General features: G+C 73.1%; 13 protein-coding genes and 1 pseudogene. 8 read left to right on the top strand and 6 right to left on the bottom strand.

Going from position 1 to position 14,739, the window contains the following annotated elements; genetic code table 11:
- Window positions 1-65: 65 nt before the first annotated feature.
- The gene (locus ACFVXG_RS01825; RefSeq protein WP_387923298.1) at window positions 66-884 is read right to left on the bottom strand and encodes a hypothetical protein; all 819 of its coding nucleotides are present in this window, start codon (window positions 882-884) and stop codon (window positions 66-68) included.
- A 249-nt stretch (window positions 885-1,133) separates the two neighbouring features.
- Here ACFVXG_RS01825 and ACFVXG_RS01820 point away from each other — a divergent pair, with 249 nt between their 5' ends.
- Both ACFVXG_RS01820 and ACFVXG_RS01815 read left to right on the top strand, forming a co-directional pair.
- Entirely contained in the window at window positions 1,134-1,646 is a 513-nt protein-coding gene (locus ACFVXG_RS01820) for a SigE family RNA polymerase sigma factor (RefSeq protein WP_387923296.1), read from the top strand.
- Window positions 1,639-2,475 carry a hypothetical protein gene (locus ACFVXG_RS01815; protein WP_387923294.1) on the top strand — a complete coding sequence of 279 codons (837 nt, stop codon included), beginning with the start codon at window positions 1,639-1,641 and terminating at the stop codon, window positions 2,473-2,475. The genes ACFVXG_RS01820 and ACFVXG_RS01815 overlap by 8 nt, the downstream gene beginning before the upstream one ends.
- A gap of 46 nt (window positions 2,476-2,521) precedes the next feature.
- On the opposite strand, the gene ACFVXG_RS01810 is transcribed toward ACFVXG_RS01815, so the two are convergent.
- Window positions 2,522-4,504, bottom strand: coding sequence for a DUF4157 domain-containing protein (locus ACFVXG_RS01810; protein ID WP_387923292.1), 1,983 nt, complete (start codon window positions 4,502-4,504; stop codon window positions 2,522-2,524).
- Window positions 4,505-4,636: 132 nt separating this feature from the next.
- On the opposite strand from ACFVXG_RS01810, the gene ACFVXG_RS01805 reads away from it, so the two are divergent.
- Both ACFVXG_RS01805 and ACFVXG_RS01800 read left to right on the top strand, forming a co-directional pair.
- Window positions 4,637-6,109, top strand: a complete 1,473-nt coding sequence (locus ACFVXG_RS01805) for a PTS transporter subunit EIIC (RefSeq protein WP_387923290.1) — start codon at window positions 4,637-4,639, stop codon at window positions 6,107-6,109.
- A gap of 236 nt (window positions 6,110-6,345) precedes the next feature.
- Window positions 6,346-7,089: a G1 family glutamic endopeptidase gene (locus ACFVXG_RS01800; protein WP_387923289.1), complete on the top strand. Its 744-nt coding sequence runs from the start codon at window positions 6,346-6,348 to the stop codon at window positions 7,087-7,089.
- 83 nt (window positions 7,090-7,172) lie between these two features.
- Here ACFVXG_RS01800 and ACFVXG_RS01795 read toward each other — a convergent pair whose 3' ends face one another.
- Window positions 7,173-9,161 carry a heavy metal translocating P-type ATPase gene (locus tag ACFVXG_RS01795; protein WP_387923287.1) on the bottom strand — a complete coding sequence of 663 codons (1,989 nt, stop codon included), beginning with the start codon at window positions 9,159-9,161 and terminating at the stop codon, window positions 7,173-7,175.
- Between the two features lie 98 nt (window positions 9,162-9,259).
- On the opposite strand from ACFVXG_RS01795, the gene ACFVXG_RS01790 reads away from it, so the two are divergent.
- A complete protein-coding gene (locus ACFVXG_RS01790) occupies window positions 9,260-9,625 on the top strand; it encodes an ArsR/SmtB family transcription factor (RefSeq protein WP_387923285.1) in 366 nt (121 codons plus the stop codon).
- A gap of 24 nt (window positions 9,626-9,649) precedes the next feature.
- On the opposite strand, the gene ACFVXG_RS01785 is transcribed toward ACFVXG_RS01790, so the two are convergent.
- Entirely contained in the window at window positions 9,650-10,618 is a 969-nt protein-coding gene (locus ACFVXG_RS01785; protein ID WP_387923283.1) for an NAD-dependent epimerase/dehydratase family protein, read from the bottom strand.
- Between the two features lie 152 nt (window positions 10,619-10,770).
- Entirely contained in the window at window positions 10,771-11,145 is a 375-nt protein-coding gene (locus tag ACFVXG_RS01780) for a hypothetical protein (RefSeq protein ID WP_387923281.1), read from the bottom strand.
- Window positions 11,146-11,286: 141 nt separating this feature from the next.
- Here ACFVXG_RS01780 and ACFVXG_RS01775 point away from each other — a divergent pair, with 141 nt between their 5' ends.
- The 3 genes and pseudogenes from ACFVXG_RS01775 to ACFVXG_RS01765 all read left to right on the top strand — a co-directional run bounded on the left by ACFVXG_RS01775 (window position 11,287) and on the right by ACFVXG_RS01765 (window position 13,284).
- Window positions 11,287-12,405 (top strand): NADAR family protein, encoded by a 1,119-nt coding sequence (locus tag ACFVXG_RS01775; protein WP_387923279.1) that lies wholly within the window; start codon window positions 11,287-11,289, stop codon window positions 12,403-12,405.
- An 88-nt stretch (window positions 12,406-12,493) separates the two neighbouring features.
- A pseudogene (locus tag ACFVXG_RS01770) lies at window positions 12,494-12,970 on the top strand (cytochrome P450); the annotation flags it as partial.
- 83 nt (window positions 12,971-13,053) lie between these two features.
- Entirely contained in the window at window positions 13,054-13,284 is a 231-nt protein-coding gene (locus tag ACFVXG_RS01765; protein WP_387923850.1) for a cytochrome P450, read from the top strand.
- Here the strand turns inward: ACFVXG_RS01765 and ACFVXG_RS01760 are convergent.
- Window positions 13,275-14,435 carry an iron-containing alcohol dehydrogenase gene (locus tag ACFVXG_RS01760; protein ID WP_387923277.1) on the bottom strand — a complete coding sequence of 387 codons (1,161 nt, stop codon included), beginning with the start codon at window positions 14,433-14,435 and terminating at the stop codon, window positions 13,275-13,277. The two genes, ACFVXG_RS01765 and ACFVXG_RS01760, sit on opposite strands and share 10 nt — an antisense overlap.
- Window positions 14,436-14,739: the final 304 nt, after the last annotated feature.

Raw genomic sequence — 14,739 nt, 5'->3', positions numbered from 1 at the left:
CGCCGGGCCCACGGCGGGGCGGCCGCCTGGACGGCCGCCCCACCGCCGGGCGCCTGGGAGAACGCCTACGGGTGGGTGTTCTTGGGCGTGGGCTGGGTCTTCTGGTTGTAGATCTCCTTGCCGTCCGCGTTGTAGGCGTGGATGTAGGGGAACGGGGGGAAGGTGTGCGGGGTGATGTCGGCGGCGATGGCCGCCGAGTAGGCGAACGCGCCGCCCGCCATCTCGGTCGGGTACTGGGTCGGGTCGTCGCCGTAGCTGATGGTGACCTTGGCGACGTCGGGGGTGTAGTGCCCGGCGCCCAGCGCGAGGATCTGCCCGGCACCGGCCGGCGAGATGAAGCTGTCGAAGAACTCGATCTTGTGGCCGGCACCCCACAGGCGGTCGTTGATGAACGTCGCGGGGACGGACCGGCTGGTGCCCTTGGCGCCCTTCGACTCGCACTGCACGTACTGCTTGGCGGAGTTGACGGCGATCACCACGCCGTCGGTGTCCTGCGAGGCGACGGGGGTGCGGACCGCGATCACCGGGTGGTACTGCGACGCCTCGGAGCCCAGGCAGGAGGCCAGGATCCCGGCGACGGTCCCGGCGTCGATCGGGGTCGTCTTCGTGCTGGTGACGGTGAAGGCGGCCGCGGTGGGGGTCACACGGGTGGCGGACGGGCCGCCGCCGGGGGTCGCCGAGCCGCCGGCCGCGGCGGTGGGCGTGCTGGTGGGCACACCGGTGGGCGTGCTGGTGGGCTCGCCGTGGGCCGAAGGGGTGGCCGTCGGGGCGGCCGTGGGGGTGGCCGTGGGCGTGGAGCTGCCGGTCGCGGCGGTGGCCGCTCCCCCCGCGGCCGCGATGACCGCGGCGGTGGCGGCGATGAGGGTGATCGGGCGGATACGCATGAATCCGTGTCCTTTCCTGCGGGCGTCCGGTTGATGCCCGCACCCCTGTACGCCACCCGACGCCCGGCGCGTCGCGCCCCGCAGACGTGATCCAGCTCATAGGCAGCGGATGCGACCCTGGGGCGGTGCTCGTGCGTACAGGGCGGGAGGCTCCGCCCAGGACGCACGGCTCCGCCGCCGCCGGGGAGTGCTTCCTCGCGAGCCGCCCGTGCCGCGAGTTGACGGACAGTCCCGGAAGAGAGGCCCTTGATGACGCCCCAGGAGTTCGACGCGTTCTACGCGGCGTCCTTCTCCCGCCTGACCGGGCAGCTCTACGCGTTGACCGGCAACTGGTCCGAAGCGCAGGACGTGGTCCAGGAGGCCTTCATCCGCGCGTGGGACCGAAGGCGCACCTTCGGCCCGGACGGCGCCCCGGAGGCATGGATCCGGACCACGGCCCGGCGGCTGGCCATCTCCCGCTGGCGGCGGCTGACCCGGGGTCTGCACCTGGCCGGACGCCACCACCGGCAGGAACCACCCACCGTCGAGCCGCCCACCGAGGAGCACCTGGTCCTGGTCACCGCGCTCCGCGACCTGCCCGAGGCACAGCGGAGCGCCCTGGTCCTGCACCACATGTGCGACCTCTCCGTCGAGCAGGTCGCGGCCGAGACCGGAGCCAGCGTCAGCGCCGTCAAGAGCCGCCTCGCCCGCGGCCGGACGGCGCTCGCGGCCAGACTCACCGACCGAAGCCTGACCAGTGAGGAAGGAAAGCTCCGTGTCTGACCCCGTCCACGACCCCGTCCACGACATCGTCGGCGACCGGCTGCGGCTGCTCGGCACGCAGCTGCCCGCACCGGCCCTGCCCGCTGCGGAGATCCGCCGACGCGCCGACCGGCGCCGTCACCGCCGGTACCTCCGGCACGCCCTGGGCGCGACCGCCGCCTGCACCGCAGCGGCCCTGTTCCTGGTTCTCCCGTCCGCGCCGCACTCATCGGGACCACCGCAAGGAGCAGCCACCACGGCCTCTTCCTCCGCGCCGGCTTCCCCGTCCCCCCGCCCCCCGGCCGCTTTCACCGTCACCAGCACGAAGACGACCCCGATCGACGCCGGGGCCGTGGCCGGGATCCTGGCCTCCTGCCTCGGCTCCGAGGCGTCGCAGTACCACCCGGTGATCGCGGTCCGCACTCCGGTCGCCTCGCCGGAGACCGACGGCGTGGTGATCGCCGTCAACTCCGCCAAGCAGTACGTGCAGTGCGAGTCGAAGGGCGCCAAGGGCACCAGCCGGTCCGTCCCCGCGACGTTCATCAACGACCGCCTCTGGGGTACCGGCCACAAGATCGAGTTCTTCGACAGCTTCGGCACGCGGGCCGGTGCCGGGCAGGTCCTCTTGCTGGGCGCCGGGCACTCCACGCCCGATGTCGCCAAGGTCACCATCAGCTACGGCGACGACCCGACCCAGTACCCGGCCGAGATGGCGGGCGGCGCGTTCGTCTACACGGCGGCCATCTCCATCGACCTCGACGCGCACTCCTTCCCCCCGAACCCCTACGTCCACGCCTACGACGCGGACGGCAAGGAGATCTACAACCAGAAGACCCAGCCCACCAGCTGACCCTGCAGCCGAACCCGGTCGTCCGGCTGACTCGGGCCGGCAGGCGTCAGGAACGCGCGCCGCGTGACGTGTCCAGCTTCTCGATCTCCTCCTTGAGGACCTGGTAGGCCTCCCGTTCGTCGCTCGTACGGGGCCGTCCCGCCTCGAACGACTCGAGTTCCTGTTCCAGAAGCTTGTAGGAGCCGAACTGGGAGTACTCGTCGAACAGCTCCCGCCGGAACGCTTCCGCGAGCGGGGTGTTGTCCCCGACGTTCCTGGAGGCGAACCGCTCTCCCCAGGTCGCGCGTTCGTCGGCGAGGTCTTCGATGACGTCGAGATCGGTGGGGCTGTACGGCATCGGCACCTCCTCGTCGACGGTGACGGCCTCGTACACGGCCCGTACCTGCGCCTCGTGACGGTCCTCGTGCAGGGCGAGGCCGTACACGGGTGTCTTCTCGCCGAGGTAGCGCTGCAGATAGTGCTGGGCCGAGACCAGCGACTGCGCCGACTGCGTGTAGTCGATGAGGAGGACCTTGCCCGGCAGGTCCGTCGGCAGGAACTCGGCGAAGTGGGCGTCGAGCATGGCCTGCTGCTGTTCGGACGGCGGGGCGCTCGTCCGCTTCACCGCGGACTCACGGCCGAACCAGTTCTTCTCCCGCGACTCGGTGGTGAGCACCTTCCCGAGGATCGACCCCGGGTCCTCCGGTCCGGGGCGGAAGCTCGACAACGGAATCGAGTAGGTGATGCGGGGGTTCCTGCTCTGGAGGTGCGCCATGACGGCGGCCGGGCTGCGCCCCAGCCCGACGTAGACGAACTCGCCGGGTGGGTACGTCTTCTCGATCCAGTCGCCCAACTCCACCACCGACGTGAGGAGTTCGTCCTGCTTCTGGGCGTCCTTGCCCGCGCTGAAGGCGGCCAGTTCGGTCATGAAGGCCGCCTGGTCATTCGGCCCGTACCGGCGTTCCGGACCTGACTTCAGGAAGGTGTCGAGGGAGAGATACGCGGTGCTCTTGTAGTACGCCGACTGATTGTCGTTCTCACCCAGGCCGGCCGCCTCGAGCCACTTCCTGGCGAGCTCCGGCCTCAGCTTCTTCGAGTCGCCCGTCGCCTCGCGCAGCGAAGCCTGGAACACGGAGTCGTCGTCCTCGACGAACTGCATCCTTCCGTCCAGCATCTCCCAGGCGCCCTGAACGGTCGTCGCGGAGGACAGCTGCGCTTCCTCCCGCACCGCATGACCGGGCCGCGCTGCGTCCGTCGTGTCCGTCGTGTCCGTGGTGCCCGCCGCGTGCCGCACGCCCGTGGACATCAGGCGGGTCGCATTCGCCTCGGCCTCCCGCTCGAAGCGGTCCGATGGATCGGAGACCCGCAGGCCCGTGCCGTTGTCTGTTCCCGCCACCGGGCCCCGTCGCTGCTGGATGACATGGGTCAGTTCGTGCGCGAGGGTGTGGCGATCGGCCCCGCCTTCGCCGATCACCACATGGCTTCCCGAGGTGTACGCGCGGGCACCGACCTCGGCGGCGGAGATCCTGGCGTTGTGGTCGTCGTGGATGCGGACGTCGGAGAAGTCGGCGCCGAACCGGGACTCCATGTCGTCGCGGGTCGCCGTCTCCAGCGGGCGGCCGGGAGAGCGCAGGACGTCGTGCACGGTGGAGCGCCGCACCTGCGGCAGCTCGCCCTGACGACCGCCGTCGACGAGGAGCTGGAGCCGGCTTCCCGCCGGGAGGCGCCCGGCCCGCTGGAGCATCTGCACCACCGCGGCGTTCCCGACAGTGCCTTGCAGGACTTGCAGGGGCTGCGGCACTTGCAGGGGCTGCGGCGTGGGCCCGGTGCGGCGCGGCCGACTCGGTCCGGTCGCCTTCTCGCTGACACCGGCCGTCTGCTTGCCGCTCTGGAACACGCCCGCCCCCGGATCCGTCCTCAACCCACCGATCTCCACCCACCAGGGTCCCGTCGTGCACGGTGCACCGGCCAGAGCCGCGCATGCAGCCCGAGGGCAGAGTTCGGTGCCCCTCCGAACAGAACGGGCGCCCGAAGGGGCCGAGCGGATCACCTCTGCCGGCGCGGCCGACCCGTGGTCCCGGCCGCCGTTCGGGGGACAGGGTGCGGGCGGGCGCGGGGTTCGTCCGGGGCGTGGCCGACCGGTCCGGTTGAGCGCCCGGTCCGTCCGGGTACGCCCCTTGGCATGTCGGACGAGAAGAACCGCGCCGTGGCCGAGGCGATCCTCCCGCTGGTCGGCGGCGCCGCCAACATCCGCTCGGTCGCCCACTGCATGACCCGGCTGCGGCTGGGCCTGGTGGACCGCTCCCTGGTCGACCGCGAGGCGCTCGCGGCGCTGCCGGCCGTCCTGGGCACGGTCGACGACGACACCTACCAGATCGTCCTCGGCCCGGCGGCCGTCGCCGGGGTCACCGCGCAGCTGCAGCGGCTGCTCGATTCCGCTGCGGCCCCCGCCGCCGCGGCCTCCACCGCTGAGGACCCCACCGCCGAGGACCTCGCCGGTCGCGGGGCGCGGATCCGGGCGGAGGCGAAGGTGCGCAACGCGACTCCGGTGAAGCGGGCGCTGCGCCGGATCGCCGACATCTTCGTCCCGCTGATCCCCGCCCTGATCGGCTGCGGCATCGTCGCCGCCCTCTCCGGGGCGCTGGCGAACCTCGGCTGGGCCCCGGCGCTGGTCGCCGCGCTGGGGGCGGTCTCCTCGGGGTTCATGTCCCTGCTCGCCGTCTTCGTCGGCTACAACACGGCGAAGGAATTCGGCGGTACGCCCGTGCTGGGCGGGGCCGTGGCCAGTGTGATCGTCTACGCGGGGGTCGCCAAGGTGGAGGCCTTCGGTCACCACCTCACCCCCGGCCAGGGCGGCGTGGTCGGTGCGCTGCTCGCCGCGCTGCTGGCCGTCCAGGTGGAGCGCTGGACCAGGCGGATGGTGCCCGCCGCGCTGGACGTCCTGGTCACCCCCACGGTCACCGTGCTGGTCGGCGGCCTGGCCGCCCTGTACGGCCTGATGTTCGTCGCCGGGGAGGTCTCCACCGGCATCGGCCACGCCGCCACCTGGCTGCTCGCCCACGGCGGACTGCTCGCCGGGCTGGTGCTCGGCGGCCTCTTCCTGCCGCTGGTGATGCTCGGCCTGCACCAGGCGCTGATCCCGATCCACACCACCCTGATCCAGCAGCAGGGCTCCACCGTGCTGCTGCCGATCCTCGCCATGGCCGGCGCCGGGCAGGTCGGCTGCGCCGCGGCGGTCTACCTGAGGCTGCGCCACAACGCCCCGCTCCGGGCGACCATCCGCTCCGCTCTCCCGGCCGGCCTGCTCGGCGTCGGCGAGCCCCTGGTCTACGGGGTCACCCTGCCGCTGGGCCGCCCCTTCATCACGGCCTGCGTGGGCGGCGCCGCCGGGGGCGCCTTCGTCGGCGTGGCCGGCCAGCTCGGCAGCGCCGTCGGCTCCACCGCCATCGGCCCGTCCGGCTGGGCCCTGTTCCCGCTGCTGGCCGGCCCGCACGGCTTGTTCGCGAGCGCGGCCGTCTACGGCGGCGGCCTGCTGACCGGCTACGTGGTGGGCTTCCTGGCCACCTACTTCTTCGGCTTCACCCGCGAGATGCTCGCCGAGCACGACACCCCGGCGCCCGCCCCCACCGCCGAGCTGGCCTACGACGGCGGCTGACCCGACACCACTGCGCCGCCCCCGGCCCTCCGGCCGGGGGCGACGCTTTGAGGACCCGTCATCGGTGGCGCGCGGTGCAGGGCTTCCCGGCCGTGGCCGTTCCGCCCGAGGGCCCGGATCGCTTCCTCTGCGGGTGGGGTGACGGTTCGTTATGTTCCCGTGACATCCCGGGCTGACCCGGCGGGTCTACCTTTGTCGACGCTCGGCCAACTCCACGCCCTCACAAGGGAGTAGCCATGCCCGAAGCCCGTCGGCGCACCCTCGCCGTGACCACCGCCCTGCTGACCGTCCTGGGCGGGGCCGCACCGGCAGTCGCCGCCACCGCCCCCACTCTCGTCCAGGCACCGCTCGCCCACCACGGTGGCGGGCTGCTGCACAGCACCAGCGGCAACTGGTCCGGCTACGCCGCCACCGGCAGCCGGTTCACCAGCGTCAAGGCCAGCTGGGTCCAGCCCGCCGTCTCCTGCACCGGCAACGACACCTGGTCCAGCTTCTGGGTCGGCCTGGACGGCGACGGCAGCAGCAGTGTCGAGCAGACCGGCACCGAGGCCGACTGCTCCGGCGGCTCCCCGGTGTACTCCTCCTGGTACGAGATGTACCCGGCCTACCCGGTCAACTTCAGCAACACCGTGCGCCCGGGCGACCACTTCACCGCGAGCGTCACCACCAACGGGAGCGGCTCCTTCACGCTCACCCTCGCCGACACCACGGCCGGCTGGAGCCGTACCGTCACCAAGTCCCTCAAGAGCGCCCGGCTCGCCTCCGCCGAGGTGATCGCCGAGGCCCCGTCCAGCTCCACCGGGGTGCTCCCGCTGTCGGACTTCGGCTCGGTCTCGTTCAGCGGCGCCACCGTCAACGGCCAGAGCCTGGGCGGCTTCAAGCCGGACGCCATCACCATGGCCTCCGGAGGCGTCACCAAGGCGGCCACCTCCGGGCTGAGCGGCGGCAGCGCGTTCTCGGTGAGCTGGAAGCACAGCTGACCCCGAGTACGCGGAAGGCCGCCGCCCCCCTTGTGGTGGAGGGGGGCGGCGGCCTTCCGGCTGCGGGTGGTTGAGCGTCCGGTTCAGCGGTCGGCCTCGGCGCGGGCCCTGGTCCAGGCGGCCTCGCGCAGCAGGCGCAGGCCGTTGAGGCCGACGATGACCGTCGAGCCCTCGTGGCCGAGGACGCCCAGCGGCAGCGGGAGGGTGGCGACCAGGTCCCAGACCACCAGGACCGAGATGAACACCGAGGCGATCACCAGGTTCTGCACCACGAACGAGCGGGCCCGCCGGGAGAGCGCCACCACGGCCGGGACGGTGGCGAGTTCGTCGCGCACGATGACGGCGTCGGCGGTCTCCAGGGCGAGGTCGGAGCCCGCCCGGCCCATCGCGAGGCCGGTGTGGGCGGCGGCCAGGGCGGGGGCGTCGTTGACGCCGTCGCCGACCACCAGGACCTTGCGCCCGGCGGCCTGCTGCTCCTTGACGGCGGTGACCTTGTCCTGGGGCAGCAGCGCGGCGCGCACGTCGCTGATGCCGACCTCGGCGGCCAACCGGGCGGCGGCGCGCGGGTTGTCGCCGGTGAGCAGCACGGGCGCGGAGCCGGTCAGGGCGGTGAGCGCGCGGACGGTGGCGGCGGCGTCGGGGCGCAGCCGGTCGGCGATGCCGAGCAGGCCGACCGGCGTGCCGTCCAGCTCGACCAGGACGGCGGTGCGGCCGCCGTCCTCCAACTCGGCGGCGACGGCGGCCGCTTCGGCGCGGACGGCGTCCTCGGCGCCGTTGAGCAGCCGGGCGGGGGCACCGACCGCGACGGCGCGGCCGTCGACGGTGGCGGTGACGCCGATGCCCGGGGCGGAGGTGAAGTCCTCGGCCGCGGCGAGGGCCAGGCCGCGGCTGCGGGCGGCGTCGACGACGGCGCGGGCGAGCGGGTGCTCGCTGGGGTGCTCGGCGGCCGCGGCCAGGGCGAGCAGGCCGTCCTCGGTGAGGTCGGAGCCGGTGAGCGGGCGGATGTCGGTGACCCGGGGGGTGCCCTCGGTCAGGGTGCCGGTCTTGTCCAGGGCGACGGCGTCGGTCTGCCCGAGCCGTTCCATCACCACCGCGGACTTGACGAGCACGCCGTGTCGTCCGGCGTTGGCGATCGCGGAGAGCAGCGGCGGCATGGTGGCGAGCACCACGGCGCACGGGGAGGCGACGATCATGAAGGTCATCGCCCGCAGCAGTGAGCCGGTGAAGGCGGCGCCGAAGGCGAGCGGCACGGCGAAGACGGCCAGGGTGGCGATGACCATGCCGATCGAGTAGCGCTGCTCGACCTTCTCGATGAACAGCTGGGTCGGCGCCTTGGTCTCCGAGGCCTCCTCGACCAGCTTCACGATCCGGGCGATCACCGAGTCGGCGGCGTCCCGTTCGACCCTGACCCGCAGCGCGCCGGTGCCGTTGAGGGTGCCGGCGAACACCTCGTCACCAGGCTCCTTCGGCACGGGCAGCGGTTCGCCGGTGATGGTGGCCTGGTCGACCTCGCTCGCGCCGTCCAGGACCCGTCCGTCGGCGCCGATCCGCTCGCCGGGGCGCACCAGGACGGTGTCGCCGACGGCCAGGCGTTCGGTCGGCACGCTCTCCTCGCCGCCGCCGGGCAGCAGCCGGGTGGCGGTGGTCGGGGCGAGGTCGAGCAGTCCGCGGACGGAGTCGGCGGTGCGGGCGGTGGCCAGGGCCTCCAGCGCGCCGGAGGTGGCGAAGATGACGATCAGCAGCGCGCCGTCCATGACCTGGCCGACGGCGGCGGCGCCGAGCGCGGCGACGATCATCAGCAGGTCGACGTCGAGGGTCTTCTCGCGCAGCGCCTGGAGGCCGGCCCAGGCGGGTTCCCAGCCGCCGGTGGCGTAGGCGAGGGCGTACAGCGGGCCCCAGGCCCAGGCGGGGGCGCCGGTGAGCTGGAGGGGGAGGGCGATCAGGAAGAGCACGGTCGCGGCGGTGGCCCAGCGGGCCTCGGGCAGGGCGAACACCCGGGTGCGGCGGCGGGGTGCGGTGTCGGGGCGCGGCGCGGCGGAGGGCGCGGGGCGCTCGATCAGGGTGGTGGGCATGCGGACGGGACCCTTCGGGGCAGGGTGGGGCCGGTGACTCATCCACCATACATGAACATATGAACGCGTCTTCATGTATGAGTTGTAGTATTGCCCGCATGGGTCATGGAGCCGCCCCCGCAACCGCCGTCCCGCACACCCGCCTGGACGAAGCCAGCGCCGCCCGGGTGGCCACCACCCTGCAGGCCCTGGCCACCCCCTCGCGCCTGCTGATCCTCTCCCGCCTGCGCGAGGGGCCCTGCGCCGCCACCGAACTCGCCGCCGAGGTCGGCCTGGAGCAGTCCGCCTGCTCCCACCAGCTCCGGCTGCTGCGCAATCTCGGCCTGGTGGTCGGGCGGCGCGAGGGCCGCTCGGTGGTCTACGCGCTCTACGACAACCACGTCGCGGCCCTGCTCGACCAGGCCGTCTACCACATCGAGCACCTGCGGCTCGGGCTCAGCGACGCAGAGGTCGACGTCGACTGAGCCGCGGGCGGGTGGGCGTCCGGCTCAGCGCCGGTGCCAGGCTTCGAGCAGCTCGGCCTCCCCGGCCGGGGTCAGGGCGTGCGGCGCGGGCTCGAACGGCTCGATGTCGCGGGCACTGTCCGCCACCGGCCTGAGGCTGAGCCCGGTGGCGAGGGCGGCGGCGGAGTCGGCGGTGTTGGTGGCCCGGCGCAGCGGATCGGCGCTCCACAGTGGCAGGGCGCGGTCCTGGACGCCGGAGGCCTGGAGGAACTCGTCGTCGACCCAGGTCAGCGTGGTCCCGGTCGGGGCGACGGCGGAGGCGATGGCGTCCAGCAGACCGCCCATGGTGGAGGACGGGGGCGTCGCGGCGTGGTACGCGCCGGTGGCGCCCGTCGTCAGCAGGGCGAGCATCCAGTCGGCGAGGTCGCGGCCGTCGACGACCTGCAGCGGGGCGTCGGGCCGACCCGGGGCCAGCACCTCGCCACCCCGGGCGAGCCGCTGCACCCAGTGGTCGAAGCGGTGGGTGTAGTCCTGGGGGCCGATCACGTACGTCGGCCGCACCAGCAGCGCGTCCGGACCGAAGTGCTCGAGGGCGGCGCGCTCGCACTGGACCTTGAGCATGCCGTAGGTCGCGACGGTGATCTCCTCGGGCTCCGGGCCGTCGGCGGGGAGCAGCGGGGAGTCCTCGGTGAACCCGGGGGCGGCGGGGGTGTCGTAGACGGCCATGGAGGACACCAGGAGGTAGCGTCCGGCCGCGCCGGGGTCGAGGGCAGCCGCCAACTGCCGTACCTGGCGCGGGAAGTAGGCGCTGACGTCGACGGTGGCGTCCCAGCTCAGGCCGCGCAGCGCGGTGAGGTCGGCGTCGCGGTCGGCGATCAGGTGGGTGGCCTCGGGGAGCAGGTGGGCGCCGGAGCGGCCCCGGTGCAGGACGGTGACGTCGTGTCCGGCGGCGAGCGCCGCCTGGGCGAAGTGCAGGCCGACGAAGCGGGTGCCGCCCATGATCAGTATGCGCATCGGGCCATGGTTCCAGCTCGGCCCGGTTCCGGCCAGGGGATCGGCCGGAACGGGCCGCCGCGGTGCGGGCGTCAGCGGCGCCTCAGCCGTTCGGCGCTCTCGCCTTCCGCCGCGGCTCAACGCCCAGGCCGGCGGACGTACGGCGCCCGCGCTCAGAGGGCGGCGAGGACGTCCTGGTGCAGCCCGTCGAGGACGAAGCCGTTGTCCAGGCGGACCCGGACGGTCACCAGGCTGCCCCGCTCCCGGTGCGCGGCCCAGGCCGGCTCCAGCGCGGCGAGCTGCTCCGTCAACCGCTCCCGGCTGGCCGCCGGCATGGTGTGCCCGTAGTCGTCGAACAGCGCCTTGAGCCGCTGGTACTCGCGGACCTCCTCGCCCTCCGGGAGTTCGCCGTCCACCCGCTCGACGGTGCCCTCGGCCCCAGCACCCAGCGACAGGAACCCGACGGCGACCCCAGGGTCACCGGCGACGGCCTCACCCAGCCCGAGGTCCTCCGTCAACCTGACGCGCCGTCCTGCCTCCAGGGTCATCCGTCCGCTACCTCTCGATCGATCACTGCCGCGCGGGCACGCTCGCCCGGCGGTCCGGCCATTATCCGCGCCCGCGACCGGCGGACCGGCCTGGAGGAAAAGCCGGGGCCGACCGGGTGTTCGCTGCGACACAATCTCAGGATGATCGGCAACCGGATCACCCATCGCACCGCGGACGGCGTCCGCATACCAGGAACCTGGCGGCACGTCTTCATTCGCAACGGCCACTACTTCCTCACCGACCTCTTCATCTACGCCGACGGGCTCATCGACTGCTGGGGCCTGGTCACCATCGAGGAGTTCGAGGAGAAACTGCGCACCGGCTGGGTGGCCACCAGCCTCCCGGAGGGCGCGGAGGCCTCCGCGCACGACCTGGCGGAGTGGAGGTTCAGCGAGCCGCAGAGCTGGCAGACCCCTGAGCTGCTGCTCGCCGAGGTCCGCGACACCATCGACCAGTTGAACGGGCGGCCCGACTCGACCGAGCGCTGCCTGGCCGCAGTCGACGTCTTCCTTGCCGACCGGACCGAGGAGAACCGGGCCGCCGCCCACGCCGCGTTCCTCGCGATCCCGGAATCGCAGCGCTGCTACGCGCTGGGCGACATGGACCGCAAGGACCGGCCACTGCGGGTGTTGGTGGCAGGGCCCGGAGGCCGGACCTACATGTCGTTCGACGGAACGGTCACGCAGCAGGACTACGACGCCGCCCTCGCGTACTTCGAGGAGCGGGCCCGCTGGAGGGCCGAGCGGGCCAAGCGCGTCCCCGCGGACGGACCGGTGGCGTCGCATGCTCCGGCGGTCCATGTCTGCCAGACGTTTCCGAGAGAGCCGGTGGACGATCCCGGCAAGGTCGGCCTGCGCAACGACTACCCCGCCCCGATCACCGTGGGGGAGGCCGGCTACCCCTCCGTCGCCCATGCCTACTGGGCCCTGTCAGTCGCTCAGTCCGAGGCCCGGGCCGCGATCGCGACGGCGGAGACGGCCGCCGCGGCGCGCAAGCTCGCGGCCGAGGCGCTTCGCCGCGAGGGCTGGGAGCACAGCCGGACCGCCGTCATGACGTACCTGCTGCGCGCCAAGTACGACCAGCACCCCGAGCTGGCCGAGATCCTGCTGTCGACAGAGGACGCCAACGTGATCTACGACGACATGGACTCGGCCTTCTGGGGCGACAACGCCGGCCGGGGGCGCAACTGGACGGGGCGTCTCCTCGAACTGGTCCGCTCCGAGCTGCACGCGCGGCGGACCGGGATCCCGGGGCTGTGACCGGACCGGGCGAGTGACTCCCGAGAACCCCGACACCGCGGTGCGGGCCTGGCAGGACGGTCCGGGGCTCCACTTCGCGTGGTGAGGCGTGGCGGGGGCGTCGGGTTCGACGGCAGCGGTCACACTTCCACTGGGTTCCGTTCGGTGTACGGAGGAACCGGAGCGGGTGGTCGAGGCCTTCGAGGTGGTGCTCACCGAGCAGTTGGAGCACCTCTACCGTCCGACCGAGGAGCGTGCCGAACGGACGGCCGCGGCGCTCGCCCACCTGCGGGCGACGGTCGACGGGGTGATCGCGGCCCACCGCCCCGGTGCCCCCGGTGCCGACCGCAGCGATCTGATCGGCGCCCTGGTCGAGGCCGGCGAGCACCCCGCGCGGATCCGCGACACTGTGCTCGCGGTCATGCTGGCCGCCCACCACACCACGGGCGTGGCCGTCTCCTGGACCCTGCACCTGCTCGGCGGGCACCCGGCGGAGGCCCGGCGCGTCGCGGAGGAAGAGGAACTGGACCGCGTGCTCGGCGGGCGCGCCGCGCCGGAGTACGCCGACCTGCACCGGCTGCCGTACCTGGAGATGGTCCTCAAGGAGTCGCTGCGCCGCTATCCGCCCGGCCCGTACGGTGCCCGGCGGAGTCGGCCGGGCGCCCGCGGCTGGCCTGGATCCCCTTCGGCCTGGGACCGCGCAGTTGCGAGGGGGCTCAACTGGCCACCATGGAGGCCCAGTTGCTGCTGGCCGTGCTGCTCAAGCGCTTCCGCTTCCGGCCCGAGGCGGGGCACCGGGTGGTGCCGGTCGAGCGGTTCGTGCTCTGGGCCGAGAACGACATCCGGATGCTGCTGAGCCCGCGGGCCGCGTCCGGAGGTGCCGGGCGCGGTCAGGCGTAGATGCGGGCGTAGAGCTCCCGGATCTGTCCGTCGGTGGGGACGACCGGGTTGTTGGCGGGGGAGCCGGAGGCCAGGGCCTGCTCGGCCATGAGGGGGATCAGGCCGGTCCAGGCGTCCCGGTCGATGCCGTAGCTGTGGGGCGTGGGTACCTGGAGGTCGCGGCAGAGTTCGCGGAGTGCGTCGACGAGCTTGTCGGCGGCCAGGTCGTCGGGGTCAGAGGCGGTCGCGACGTCCAGGGCGCGGGCGCAGTCGGCGTAGCGGTCGCGGGCCGCGTGCACCGAGAAGGCCGTCACGGTGGGGAACAGCATCGCGTTCGACAGGCCGTGGGCGACGTGGAAGTGGGCGCCGATGGGCCGGCTCATGCCGTGCACCAGGGCGACGCTGGAGTTGGAGAAGGCGAGGCCGGCCTGGGTCGCGGCGACCATCATGGCCTCGCGGGCCACGGCGTCGGAGCCGTCCGCGTAGGCCCGGCGCAGGTGACGGCCGATGGCGCCGATCGCGGTGAGGGCCAGGCCGTCGGTGAAGGGGTTGGCCTTGCGGCTCACGTACGCCTCGACGGCGTGGGTGAGGGCGTCGATGCCGGTGTCGGCGGTCAGCCGGGGCGGCATCGACAGGGTGAGTTCCACGTCGATCACGGCGGCCAGCGGCTGGAACGACGGGCCCAGGCAGAGCATCTTCTCGTCCGTGTCGCTGTCGGTGATGACGGTGACCTGGGTCGCCTCCGAGCCGCTGCCCGCGGTGGTGGGGACGGCTATCACCGGCAGCGCCGGGCCGTGGTTGACCCGTGGCGCCTTGAAGTCGCGCATGTGGCCGCCCTGGACGGCGAGCAGGGCGAGGGCCTTGGCGCTGTCCATCGGGCTGCCGCCGCCGAAGCCGATGACCGAGTCCGCCCGGTGCTCGTGCAGGGCCTTCAGGCCCGCGGTGAGGGAGTCGGTGGTCGGGTCGGGCACGGTGTCGGAGAACAGCCGCGGGTCCAGCCCGGCGCCGGTCAGCGAGGCCGTGAGGCGTTCCGCCGCGCCCGTCCCGACCAGGAACGCGTCGGTGACCAGCAGCGGGCGGCTCAGCCCCAGCCCCGCCATCACCTCGCCCAACTCGGCGGCGGCACCCCGGCCGACGCGCATGATGCGGGGCAGGGACAGGCTGGCGACCATGGGGTACCTCTCGACGTCGGGGGAGGGGTCGGTACGGCTTCGGTACGGCTCCCGAGGGTACTCGAGTGTCGATCAGTTCGCTTGGCTGCCAAGGCTGTTGGGGCTGACCTGCGCCTGGAGCGGTCCGAGCGGCCCGACGCGTGTGCGGGCCGAGCGGCCCGACGCGTGCGCGGGCGGGCTCCGCAGGCCGCCGCGGGCCATCGCAGTCAAGGTTTGGCAATGATTTCCATGTTCTGTAAAAGCGGGGTAGTTATGACAATCGTTTCCATCTAGTGTTCGAGACGTCCACCGGAGCCGGACCCCC

It is taken from the genome of Kitasatospora sp. NPDC058162 (assembly GCF_042884005.1).
Lineage (GTDB): Bacteria > Actinomycetota > Actinomycetes > Streptomycetales > Streptomycetaceae > Kitasatospora.
This window is presented reverse-complemented; position numbering and strand designations above follow the sequence as displayed.